The sequence below is a fragment of the Paraburkholderia sp. SIMBA_030 genome, from assembly GCF_046535245.1.
GTDB lineage: Bacteria > Pseudomonadota > Gammaproteobacteria > Burkholderiales > Burkholderiaceae > Paraburkholderia.
The window spans coordinates 1-263 of record NZ_JAWRXB010000801.1; the positions used below are offsets into that span (position 1 = coordinate 1).

The window sequence follows — 263 nt, forward strand, 5'->3', positions numbered from 1 at the left end:
CTGGCACAAAGGCGACTGCGTTGCTGCTCCCGCAATTGGGGCCGCTGATGACGTGGAGTCCCGTGGTGAGCTCTCCCAGCCTGGACAACCAGAGCCGGACCGTATCCAAGGGAACGCCCAGGTGTTCGGCTACTTCATAGGGGCCGACCCCTTCGGCCACCGCCGCCAGGAACTCCGTACGGACGGAGCTCATAACGCTGGAATTCGGCATGCGAAAGCCCCCTGATCGCTTGCCTCCTGCGTGCCCTTTGTCAGGTTCACCG

1 protein-coding gene is annotated in these 263 nt (G+C 63.5%); it reads right to left on the reverse strand.

Annotated features, from left to right (window positions below):
- A partial coding sequence (locus SB772_RS42190) for a helix-turn-helix domain-containing protein (RefSeq protein WP_410838798.1) occupies positions 1–211 on the reverse strand: 211 nt, incomplete at its 3' end.
- Between the last annotated feature and the right edge of the window lie 52 nt (positions 212–263).